The 11,976-nt window shown below is 32.2% G+C and carries 11 protein-coding genes; 6 read left to right on the top strand and 5 right to left on the bottom strand.

All coding sequences use genetic code 11. From position 1 onward, the window contains the following. Positions 1-3 precede the first annotated feature (3 nt). The 4 genes from GQS57_RS12915 to GQS57_RS12900 all read right to left on the bottom strand — a co-directional run bounded on the left by GQS57_RS12915 (position 4) and on the right by GQS57_RS12900 (position 2,306). Positions 4-699 carry a haloacid dehalogenase type II gene (locus tag GQS57_RS12915; protein WP_165733274.1) on the bottom strand — a complete coding sequence of 232 codons (696 nt, stop codon included), beginning with the start codon at positions 697-699 and terminating at the stop codon, positions 4-6. A gap of 2 nt (positions 700-701) precedes the next feature. Then, positions 702-1,016, bottom strand: coding sequence for an EthD family reductase (locus tag GQS57_RS12910; protein WP_165733273.1), 315 nt, complete (start codon positions 1,014-1,016; stop codon positions 702-704). A gap of 91 nt (positions 1,017-1,107) precedes the next feature. After that, positions 1,108-1,665 (bottom strand): carboxymuconolactone decarboxylase family protein, encoded by a 558-nt coding sequence (locus GQS57_RS12905; protein WP_165733272.1) that lies wholly within the window; start codon positions 1,663-1,665, stop codon positions 1,108-1,110. 77 nt (positions 1,666-1,742) lie between these two features. After that, the gene (locus GQS57_RS12900) at positions 1,743-2,306 is read right to left on the bottom strand and encodes a TetR/AcrR family transcriptional regulator (RefSeq protein ID WP_165733271.1); all 564 of its coding nucleotides are present in this window, start codon (positions 2,304-2,306) and stop codon (positions 1,743-1,745) included. Between the two features lie 269 nt (positions 2,307-2,575). On the opposite strand from GQS57_RS12900, the gene GQS57_RS12895 reads away from it, so the two are divergent. From GQS57_RS12895 to GQS57_RS12885, 3 genes are all read left to right on the top strand, one after another. Continuing rightward, entirely contained in the window at positions 2,576-4,042 is a 1,467-nt protein-coding gene (locus GQS57_RS12895; protein ID WP_165733270.1) for a carbohydrate porin, read from the top strand. 49 nt (positions 4,043-4,091) lie between these two features. Then, the gene (locus GQS57_RS12890) at positions 4,092-6,113 is read left to right on the top strand and encodes a glycoside hydrolase family 97 protein (protein WP_165733269.1); all 2,022 of its coding nucleotides are present in this window, start codon (positions 4,092-4,094) and stop codon (positions 6,111-6,113) included. A gap of 134 nt (positions 6,114-6,247) precedes the next feature. After that, the gene (locus GQS57_RS12885) at positions 6,248-7,318 is read left to right on the top strand and encodes a LacI family DNA-binding transcriptional regulator (RefSeq protein ID WP_165733268.1); all 1,071 of its coding nucleotides are present in this window, start codon (positions 6,248-6,250) and stop codon (positions 7,316-7,318) included. 52 nt (positions 7,319-7,370) lie between these two features. On the opposite strand, the gene ttcA is transcribed toward GQS57_RS12885, so the two are convergent. Further along, a complete protein-coding gene (ttcA, locus tag GQS57_RS12880) occupies positions 7,371-8,168 on the bottom strand; it encodes a tRNA 2-thiocytidine(32) synthetase TtcA (RefSeq protein ID WP_165733267.1) in 798 nt (265 codons plus the stop codon). 339 nt (positions 8,169-8,507) lie between these two features. On the opposite strand from ttcA, the gene hisG reads away from it, so the two are divergent. From hisG to hisC, 3 genes are all read left to right on the top strand, one after another. Then, the gene (gene hisG, locus GQS57_RS12875) at positions 8,508-9,365 is read left to right on the top strand and encodes an ATP phosphoribosyltransferase (RefSeq protein ID WP_165733266.1); all 858 of its coding nucleotides are present in this window, start codon (positions 8,508-8,510) and stop codon (positions 9,363-9,365) included. A gap of 202 nt (positions 9,366-9,567) precedes the next feature. Continuing rightward, complete coding sequence (gene hisD / locus GQS57_RS12870; RefSeq protein ID WP_165733265.1) at positions 9,568-10,851, top strand: histidinol dehydrogenase; 1,284 nt, start codon at positions 9,568-9,570, stop codon at positions 10,849-10,851. A 50-nt stretch (positions 10,852-10,901) separates the two neighbouring features. Next, complete coding sequence (gene hisC, locus GQS57_RS12865) at positions 10,902-11,960, top strand: histidinol-phosphate transaminase (RefSeq protein ID WP_165733264.1); 1,059 nt, start codon at positions 10,902-10,904, stop codon at positions 11,958-11,960. Positions 11,961-11,976: the final 16 nt, after the last annotated feature.

The raw sequence follows: 11,976 nt of genomic DNA, 5'->3' as shown, positions 1-11,976 counted from the left end.
TTTTTACTGATAAGTTACTAGAATATCTGCTACTTTTTTTAAGTCGTTTTCTATAATTTCTGTTTTTGGTGCTAACGGAAATATTTGTTGACCAGGTCTTGCTACAAAAGCAGCTCTTAAACCGGCACTCAATGCTCCATATACGTCCCAACCATGTGCTGCAATTAACATGCATTCTTCTGGATGTACACCTATTTTTGATGCTCCCCAAAGGTAAGTCTCTCTAAAAGGTTTAAATTTACCAGTTTCTTCAACACTTAATTGTTCATCAAAAAAATCGGTTAACCCTGCATTTTCAAATTGATTTTTTAAACCTTCGGTGGATGAATTTGTGAACGCAACTAATTTGTAACCCGCTTGTTTTAATTGGAGCAATGCTTCTTTTACTTCTGGGTGAGGAGGTAGGTTTTGCATTGCATTTCCAATTACCTCTCTCGCATTTTCTTCTGATATAGTAATACCATTATTAGCAGCCACCATTTGCAAAGCTGCAGCACCAATGTGTCCAAAAGGTTTATAATCTCCGCTTGCGGATGTTACTAATGAATACTGTAACATTGTTGTAAACCATAAGGGAAGTAATTCGTCTTTTCCACCCAAAGCGTCACCTACCTGTTTTTTCATTTTGGTAAGATCTAATAGAGTTTCGTTTACATCAAAAAAAAGTACTTTCGGTTTTATGTTACGGTTATTTTTCATCTTTATAAATTTATCAATTCACTAATTTGAAGCTCTCCTTGTACGTTGCTATAATTTTTTATGTCGTCTGCAAATACTTTTGCATGCGGACCAAATGATTCTTGAAAAGAAGCAACATCCTCAAATAATAAATGTGCAATTGCTATATAAGGAGCCGGTTCTCCTGGAATTCTACTTCCTATTCCTAAGTCTAGTTCCATTCCTTTTAAAGCATTACCAACTAATTTAGATACCATTGGCAAATGACTATTCTTATAATAATCTACATCAAACTGTACATCTTTAGAGTTTGGATACATTACAGATACTTTTATCATAATTTTATTTTAAATATAGTTATTAATACCGAATAAACCTTCCGAATGATTCGGAAGGTTTATATATAGTACTCAATTTATCTTTTTACAATTATGCTTTGTCTTTGCTCCAAGCAAAAGATTTAAAAGCATCATCTACTGGTGTATTTGCAATGTGATTTGTATAGTTACTAATTACTTTTTGAGAAAGACCTAAAATAATTTCTAAGACTTGTTGCTCACCGTAACCAGCTGCATAAAATGTATCTAAATCAGCTTGTGTAGCATTACCACGGTTTCTAACAATAGTTAATGCCATTGTACGTAAAGCTTCTAATTTAGGGTTTGCTAAAGGAGTTTCGTTACGTAAAGCTTCTGTAATTGTATCGTCTACTTTCATCATTTTTGCAATCCCTGTATGAGCAGGAACACAGTAATGACATGCATGCTCTACGTTAATTGCTTGCCAAACTACCGTTAATTCTTCTTCATTAAAAGAAGTATTTGTAAATAATTCATGTAATGTTTGGTAAGCATCTAAAAGCTGTGGAGAGCTAGCTAAAACACCGTGCAATCCAGGAATCATTCCGTACGCTTTTTGAGATTTTTCTAACAATGCTTTACTTGCTTCTGGTGCTGTTTCTATGTTGTGAATTTTTAATGTTGTCATAATTTCTATTTTTAATTTATTATTATTTATGTTAAATTTAACTAAACTATCGTTTAGTTATTGGTTAAAAAAAATGTTTATATATTTATAAAGGTCATTTCTATGTAATCTTCAATTTCTTTTTTACTATTTACTCTTGCTGCTGCTGCTAAACCATGTTTTGCCAACAGTAAAAAATTGGCTTGTTTTTCTATGGTTTTTAAATCTTTTGATCCGTCCAATTTAAGCTTCTCTATAATTAACTCTTTTAAGTTATTCATAAAAGCAGTCATTTCTGCTTTAATCAATGCATCTTCAGATTCTGAAAATTCATTATAGGTATTTGTTACCAAACATCCCTTTATGTTGTCGTCTTTAAAGTTAGAACTTACAGAGTCGTAGAAAAATTGTTTAATGTCATCAACTCCGTTGGAAGCATTTTTGAATTTATCTAAAACCACATTTACCTGTCCTTTATAGCATTTTAAGCTTTCTAGAAAAAGACCGTGTTTATTACCAAAACTAGAATAGATAGAAAACTTGTTAATGCCCATCTCTTTCTCTAGCATTTGCATAGAAGTGGTTTGATAGCCATTGCGCCAAAAAAGTTTCATCGCTTTTTCAACTACTACATCTTCGTTATATTCTTTTTTTCTTGCCATTATATTCTAACTACGATGCAAAACTAAACAATCGGTTAGTAATAAAAAAACATTTTAATGTTTTCTTTTAAATTTTATGATGGTTTTAACAAATTAAAAATAGGGAAGTCAATAAAATAAGGAGATGAGGGGGTGTTTTAAAAGGTTTGTGTTATAATTAAATATTGTTACGAAAATAATTTACGAGTTGTTTTTCGTAAATAGTTTATTCTAAATACTGAAAATCATGCAATTATATGTATGTTTGCGAAAACAATTAACTAGCAGTTATGAAATATATTAATTTAAAATACTTAAAAAAGAGGGTTTATTCTTTATTTAATAACGTTTTGGTGTGTGTTGGTCAATCTGATGCATTCCTTTTTCGGGTAAATAAAATAATTTTATTGTCTGTTTTTATTTTAATTATGTTTTCGACAACATTTAACGTAGGGGCACAAACAATTTTTGAAAAAGGAAATCATAAGTTTAAAACTTCTGGTTATTTACGGACAGGTGTTGGGCGAAGTGAAAGCGGAGAAACGCAGGCGCATTTTCAGATGCCAGGTGCTCAAAATAAATATAGTTTGGGAAATCAGGCCGATACTTATGGGGAGTTAGAGTTTGACTATTCGTATTATTTTGATGAAGAGAAATCGAAATCTTTAGATGTTATTTGGATGAGTTCTATTTATGAAGATTTTGGAACGGATACTCAAATGAGTTTTAATAAAACGGAACAATTATATGTGCGTGCAAATAATTTTTTGGGAAACGGAGAAGTTATTTGGGCAGGTAAACGATTTTATGATCGTAGAGCGGAACATATGTTAGACAGACAATGGGTAAATCCAGGACAAAGAGGTTGGGGATTTGGTATGGAAAAACTAATTCAGAAAGGAACTGATGAAGATATTAAATTCGGTATTTGGGCTTTTCAAGAGAAAGGTAAGGATGTTTCTTTTGTAAATGGTGTAGAAGATCACTTAAGAGCGTATACGGCAGATGTGCGTTATGTGCATTTACCAATTAGTGAAACGCTTAAAATGAATGTCTCTTTAAATTATAGTTATCGAGCAGAAAATGAAATCATGGAATATGATGCTAAACACGGTTTTGCAGTTATTTCTTGGTTAGACTATGAAAAGAAATATATTACCAATACAACAGCACTTATATTTAGACAAGGGGCTTCAATACCAATACACCACTGGTCTGGAATGTCTGAAAAAGAAAATCCAGGAAATGATAACATCGTTTTAAATGAAATTGCAAGTTCTTACTTTTTAGAAATCAACAATAACTTTTTATATGATGATAAAGAAACTTTTGCTGTAAATGGTATTCTGTCTGCTGTAATGAGAGATTACGGAACAAAGCCTTATGAATACAGTAGTGCTAATCCTACTAATAAAGCCTATTTGCAAGGGAGAGATAAAAAGCTGTATTGGTTAACTGCAGGAGCAAGAGGAATGTATTATATGAGCGATCATTTTAAATTACACTTAGAATTGACGCATGAGTATGTAAAAAACGAACAATTAAATGTTTCTGGTAATCTTGATAAAATAACGTTTACGCCAGAGCTTTCGTTAGAAAAAGGTTTTTACGCGCGCCCAGTATTGCGTCCGTTTGTTACCTACGCTTTTTGGAGCGATGATTTAAAAGGGCTGATTGGTAATACGCCTAACGGAGCTCCTTTTGGGAATAATACTTCCGGATTTACCTATGGATTACAATTTGAAATCTGGTGGTAAATCAACTTAAAAAATAGAATAAACAACAATTAACTTAAAATTTATAATCATGAAAAATACATTTTCAATAATGGCAGCAGCATTATTAATTCTTTTTGGCGCGACAACGATGTCTGCAGCAGATAAAAAAATAATCGTAAAATCTCCTGATGGCAAAACGCAGGCGGAAGTAAGTATAGGTAAATCTATCTATTATACTATTTCACAAGACGGAGTGCAGGTATTAGAGCCTTCTCATCTTTCTATGACCTTGTCTGATGGAACTATCTGGGGACTAGGTTCTAAAATAAAAAATATTAAAACAGCGAAAGTGAATGATGTAATTAATGCCCATTTTTACAAATCTAAAACGGTAAAAGATGAATACAATACTGTAACTATAACGTTTAATGATCATTGGAGTTTAGAGTTTAGAGCTTATAATGATGGTGTTGCGTATCGTTTTGCTTCAACAAAAAAAGGAAGTTATGAAGTGGTGAGTGAGCAGGCACAATATAAGTTTGCGCACGATGTAGAAACTACAGTACCGTATGTGTATTCTCCGGGAACTATGGAACATCAACTTTTTCAATCTTTTGAAAATCAATACACACGTTCTAAAATTTCTGATTTAGATAAAAATAGGTTAATGTTTTTGCCTTTAAGTATCGAATCTAAAAATCAAAAACGTATTACCATTACAGAAAGTGATTTAAGAAATTATCCAGGAATGTACTTAACCACAAGTATTGGTAAAAATACAATGAATGCTTTTTTTGCGCCTTTAAGAGATGATGTAGAAGAACACGCAGGGTATAATAATCTGCAGGTAATTGTAAAAAGTAGACATCCTTTTATTGCGAAAGTAAATGCACCACGTAGTTTTCCTTGGAGAGCGGCAATTGTAACAAGAAACGATGTTGAGTTGGCGAATACAACGATGTCTTACAAATTAGCTGCTAAAAATGTTATTGGTGATACAAGTTGGATTAAACCAGGAAAAGTTGCTTGGGATTGGTGGAATAACTGGAATTTAGAAGGTGTAGATTTTAAAGCGGGTATAGATAATAGAACGTATAAATATTATATCGATTTTGCTTCAAAAAATGGCATTGAATATGTAATTTTAGATGAAGGTTGGTCGGTTAATAAAGTATACGATTTAATGCAGGTTGTTCCTGAAATTGATATCAAAGAACTAGTTGAATATGGAAAAGAACGTAATGTAGATATTATTCTTTGGGCTGGTTATTATGCTTTTGACAAAGATATGGAAGAGGTTTGTAAGCATTATAGTGAAATGGGCGTAAAAGGTTTTAAGGTCGATTTTATGAATGGTGATGATCAAGAATTGGTGTATTTTAACGAGCGTTCTGCGCAAATGTGTGCAAAATATAAATTAATTGTAGATCTTCATGGAACTTATAAACCAGCAGGTTTACAACGTACCTATCCAAATATTTTAAATTTTGAAGGAGTGCATGGTTTAGAGCAAATGAAATGGCAACCAAAAGAATGTGATCAAGTTACCTATGATGTTACGTTTCCGTTTATCAGAATGATTTCTGGACCTGTAGATTATACGCAAGGTGCTATGAATAATGCAGTAAAGGCTTTAAATACTATTACCAATGAAGTAGAAACTCAATATGCTCCTAACTTCTCAAAACCAATGAGTCAAGGTACACGTACGCATCAATTTGCAGAGTATGTAATATTCTTTTCTCCTTTAAACATGCTTTGTGATACCCCAACGAATTATGAAAAAAATCCGGTTAGTACAGAATTTATTGCCTCTATTCCAACTACGTGGGATGAAACCATTACTGTTGATGGAAAAATAGGAGAGTACATTATTACGGCTCGTAGAAAAGGAAATGACTGGTATATTGGTGGTTTAAATAACTGGGATGCTCGTGAAATAACGATCAATGTAAAAGAAATTACAGGGAAGTCAGGAAACGCTACTGTGTTTAAAGATGGACCGAATGCAGATATGAATGGAGTTGATTTTGTGAAAAAAATAGAAAATATAAAAGATACGTTTACAGTACGTATGGCTCCAGGAGGAGGTTTTGTAGTGAAGATTTAATAAGTTTAATTTTTTTAATCCCCCGATAGTTGTAAAATCTATACTTGTTGTAATTTCATACAGGTATAGATTTTTCTATGAATAAGATATTGTAATTTTTAAACAATTATATTTGTTGTAATTAAGGTTTGATTATGAATAAAAAGGTAACATTTAAGGAAGTTGCAGAATTAGCAGGGGTTTCTACACAAACAGTCTCTAGAGTTACTAACGGAGGAAAAGGAGTGAATTTAGAAACCTTAAAAAAAGTTCAGGAAGCAATTGATCAATTAGGGTATGTGCCAAATAAAGGAGCGCAACTTTTGGTGCGTAAAAAAGCTAAAATTTTCGGTATTATAACACTAGAAATGACCATGGAAGGTGCTTCTAGTATTGTAAATGGAATTCGCTTAGAAAGTGAAAAGGCAGGCTATGCGGTATCTATTGCTGTTTCAAATTCTGAAGAGAAAAACTTAGAAAAAGCCATACGAGAGTTAAAATCTCAACAAGTAGACGTTGTGTTTGTAAATTTGCCTGTACAAAAAGAGTTGGCTGAAAATTTAGTAGCAAAACATGAGCATTTACCTTTTTTGTTTATTGATGTTTCTCCTGAAGCAAACGTGAGTCAGGTTGCTGCAGATCATTACAAAGGCGCTGCGTTAATTGCGGAGTTAATGTTGAAGCATGGTAGAAAAAGGTTTGCACTTTTAAATGGACCCGCTCATTCGCATGCAGCAAATTTAAGAAAACAAGCTTGGTTAGATATTTTACAAGCCTCAGAGGCAGAAATTGTAACTTTAGAAACAGGAGATTGGAGTGCTAAAAGTGGGTATGATGAAGCCACAAAAGTACTCTTGCAGCCTCAAGAAATAGATACTTTATTAGTAGGGAATGATCAAATGGCATTGGGAGCTTTAAGGGCTTGTGCAGAGCAAAAATATGCCGTACCAGCGCAAATAGCGGTAACGGGTTTTGATGATACTATAAATAGTGCGTATTACAATCCGCCATTAACCACCGTTCATCAAAATTTTTTAGAAATAGGTAAGGAGGCTGTAAAGCAAATATTGATACAGTTAAAAAATGAAAGTAATATTTCTAAAATGGTAATTCCTGTTCAGCTAATAGAAAGGCAGAGTACGATGCGTGTAAAAGAAAATTTAAATTCTGTAAAAGAAATTAAAGATTTACTTCAAAAAATACAAACACTTTTACCGAATAGTTAATATCTGGCTTTCTATTTTAAAATCTTATGCGTTTAAAATAATTCTAACTTCTCTAAATGGTAGCTATCGGTTCAGGTATCTTAGATTCTAAACTATCAAAATCATATAAGTTTTTATCTAAAAGGTGAGAAGGGAATACGTTTTGTAAAGCATTCATCATGATCGCATTTCTATTTGGGAATTCAGTTTCCCAGTCAGAAATCATTTGTTTTACATTTTGTCGTTGTAAGTTTTCTTGAGAACCACATAAATTACAAGGAATGATAGGGAAGTCCATAAAGTCTGAATACGTTTCAATATCACTTTCTTTACAAAAAGCCAAAGGTCTTAAAACAACTAAATCACCTGCATCATTTTTAAATTTAGGAGGCATGGTTTCCATTTTTCCTGCAAAAAAGAAGTTTAAGAAAAAGGTTTCTAGAATATCATTTCTATGATGTCCTAAAGCCAATTTGTTACAACCTAAATCCTTGGCCGCTTCGTATAAAGTTCCTCTACGCAAACGTGAACATAAACTACAGGTAGTTTTACCTTCAGGTGTTTTATCCATTACAATCTTATAGGTGTTTTTCTCTATAATTTTATAATCAACCTTTAAGTTGCTTAAATAAGTAGGCAATACTTCTTCTGGAAAACCTGGTTGTTTTTGGTCTAAATTTACGGCAACAATATCAAAAGAAATAGGTGCTACTTTCTGGAAATATAGTAGCATATTTAGCATAGCGTAACTATCTTTTCCGCCAGAAAGGCAAACCATAATTTTATCTCCTTCCGCAATCATTGTATATTGTTGTATTGCTTCTGCAACAGCGCGCTGTAGTTTTTTTGTAACCTGTTTTATGTTTTCCATGGCTGCAAAAATAAGTGTTTGTTATGGAAGTTTAAAAAGGTATTTTAAATTATAAAAAATATAAATTTTAAACAAATATTATTAATTTGATAAAAATTATAGTTTGATCTAATTTTTAGGATAAATATTAGTGTAATTAAAAATAAAATTTTGATATTTGCATAGAAATAAACAAGACATGACTTTTATTCAAAACCATCATCATCATTTTTACAATTGCAGTCAAGCGATTTAAAAGTGTATTGAATAAAATCAAGATATTTATAAACCCGTTTGAGCGAATCAAACGGGTTTTTTTAATTTTAAACCGTATTTGCTCAGGCATCAAACAAAACAAAAATGAGTAATTTAAGAATTGCAGTACAGAAATCAGGAAGATTAAATGAAGATTCTATGGGTATCTTAAAAGATATCGGAATCTCAATAGACAACGGAAAAGATCAGTTAAAAGCATCCGCAAGAAATTTTCCTGTAGAGGTTTTTTATCTTAGAAATGGAGATATTCCTCAGTATTTAAGAGATGGAGTTGTAGATGCTGCTATTATTGGCGAGAATGTTTTAATAGAAAAAGGAAACGATTTAGACTTTATAGAGCGTTTAGGTTTTTCTAAATGTAAAGTTTCTATTGCGGTGCCAAAAGAGTCTGAAGCAAATTCATTAAAAGATTTAGACGGCAAAAGAATTGCTACATCATATCCAGAAACCGTAAGAAAATATTTAAAAGAGTATAATATAGAAGCACAGTTACACATTATTAATGGTTCTGTAGAAATTGCACCAAATATTGGATTAGCAGACGGAATTTGTGATATTGTTTCTAGTGGAAGTACATTATTTAAAAACGGATTAAAAGAGATTGAAGTTCTTTTAAAATCTGAAGCAGTTTTAGCTGTTTCGCCATTAATTTCAGACGAAAGAATGGCTATTTTAGAGAAAATTCAATTCAGAATTCAGTCTGTTTTAAAAGGAAGAGATTCTAAATACGTGTTGTTAAATGCACCTAACGAGAAATTAGATGACATCTTAAATTTATTACCAGGTATGAGAAGTCCTACTGTTTTGCCATTGGCGCAAAAAGGGTGGAGTTCTGTGCACACGGTAATTAGCAAGAATGAATTTTGGGAAATTATAGAAGAGTTAAAAGCAAATGGAGCAGAAGGTATTTTAGTGTGTCCTATTGAAAAAATGGTGCTTTAATATTTTTATTTGGGCGTTTTAACGGGCTTTTCGCACTCGCTTTTTTTCTAAAAAAGAAAAAAGAGCTCAAACAAATGCTACAATCCCTAACGCAAATTACAAGTTTGCTAACATCCTGCAAGGTTTAAATAACTTTGTAAGTATAAATTAAAAAGTAAAATACCTACAAGGTTTTAGAAACCATGCAGGAGAAATTTAAAACATGAATACAATTATAAACCCATCCAGAAAAGAGTGGTCTCAAATTTTAGAGAGACCCACAAAAACGGTTGATGATATAGAAGGAGTTGTAAATGAGGTTTTTGCTGATGTCAAAGAAAACGGAGATGCAGCTGTAAAGAAATACACCGCAAAATTTGATGGTGTTTCTTTAGAAAATACAATTGTTTCGCTAGATGAAATAGAAGAAGCAATTTCATTAGTTTCTAATGAATTAAAAGACGCTATTATTCTTGCAAAAGAGAATATTACCAAATTTCATACTGCTCAAAAAACCGATAAAGTTTTTGTAGAAACGGCAAACGGAGTTTCTTGTTGGCAAGAAAAAAGACCAATTACTAAAGTTGGTTTGTATATTCCTGGCGGAACAGCACCTTTGTTTTCTACGGTTTTAATGTTGGCAATTCCTGCACAAATTGCAGGTTGTAAAGAAATTGTATTGTGTTCTCCTCCAAATAAGGAAGGTAAAATTCATCCGGCTATTTTGTATGCTGCAAATTTATGCGGAGTTACAAAAATTATAAAAGTTGGCGGAATTCAAGCTATTGCAGGATATACGTTTGGAACAGAAACTATTCCGCAAGTTTATAAAATATTTGGCCCAGGAAATCAGTATGTAACGGTTGCAAAGCAATTGTCTACAAAACATGGTGTTGCCATAGATATGCCTGCAGGTCCAAGTGAATTATTGGTAGCTGCAGACGATTCTGCAAACGCAAGTTATGTGGCTTCAGATTTGTTAAGTCAAGCTGAACATGGTGCTGATAGTCAAGTTATTTTGGTATCAACATCCAAAGAAATGATTGCTGAGGTTGCCAAAGAAATTGAAATTCAGTTAGCAAAACTAACGAGAGCAGAAATTGCTCAGAAAGCGATCAATAATTCGAAATCTATTTTTGTAGAAAATGATGAAATCGCTTTAGAGTTGATTAATGAATATGGTCCAGAACACTTTATTGTTTGTACAAATAATAATGATTTTTATGTAGATAATATAGAAAACGCAGGTTCTGTTTTTATTGGTAATTATACGCCAGAAAGTGCAGGAGACTATGCTTCAGGTACTAATCATACATTACCAACAAACGGATTTTCTAAATCGTATTCCGGAGTAAATTTAGATAGTTTTACTAAAAGTATTACGTTTCAACAAATTTCTAAAGAAGGAATACAAACTATTGGAAAATCAATAGAATTAATGGCAGCAGCAGAAGGCTTAGATGCACATAAAAATGCAGTTTCTATTCGTTTAAAAGATTTAAAATAAGATAAACCTCACAGGTTTTTAAAACCTGTGAGGTTTGGAAAATAACAGCAATGAAAACAGACTTTAACATCCATAACTTAGTTAGAGAAAACATAAAATCTCTAAAACCATATTCTTCTGCAAGAGATGAATATAAAGATGCCAATACTACAGAAATGATTTTCTTAGATGCTAATGAAAATCCTTTTGAAAACGGTGTTAATAGGTATCCAGACCCACAACAAAACGGTGTAAAAGATTTACTTGCTCAGATTAAAGGAGTCAGTAAAGAAAATATTCTTTTAGGAAATGGAAGTGATGAAGTTTTAGATTTAATTTATAGAGCTTTTTGCGAACCTAATAAAGACAATGTAATTTCATTGCCACCTACATACGGAATGTATGATGTGTTGGCAAACATTAATGCCATCGAAAATAGAGAGGTATTGTTAAGTGCAGATGATTTTCAGCCACAAGTCAGCCAGATTTTAAAAGCAGCAGATGCCAATAGTAAAATTTTGTTTTTATGTTCTCCAAACAACCCAACAGGAATTAGTTTTACAGCAGAATCGGTTAGAGAATTGCTTACAAAATTTAAAGGATTAGTTGTTATTGATGAAGCGTATATCGATTTTTCTGAACAAAAAAGTTGGTTAGAAAGATTGTCGCAATTTCCTAATTTAATCATTACACAAACTTTATCTAAAGCATTTGGTTTAGCGGGAATTCGCTTAGGAGTTTGTTATGCATCCAAAGAAATTATTAAAATTTTAAATAATATAAAGCCACCTTATAACGTAAATGAATTAACGCAGCAAAGAGCTATTTTAAGATTGGAGAAAATCGATGAAGTAGAGAACGAAATTTCTCAATTAATTAGCGAGAGAAAGCGTCTTAAAAAGGAGTTAGAGTGTTGTGTTAGTTATATAGAAAAAGTGTATCCTTCGGATGGTAATTTTTTATTGTTAAAGGTAGACGATGCTACAAAACGTTACAATCAGTTAATTGAATATGGTGTGGTTATTAGAAACAGAACTACACAACCTTTGTGCGAAAATTGTTTGCGAATTAGTGTGGGTATTTGTGAAGAAAATCAAAGGTTATTAAGAGCTTTAAAGGCAATACAGTAATATTAAAATAAACAAA

Origin of the sequence: Polaribacter sp. 20A6, from assembly GCF_011378915.1 — a bacterium.
Lineage (GTDB): Bacteria > Bacteroidota > Bacteroidia > Flavobacteriales > Flavobacteriaceae > Polaribacter > Polaribacter sejongensis.
The sequence above is the reverse complement of the archived record's forward strand: the minus strand, read 5'-3'. Positions and strand labels throughout refer to the sequence as shown.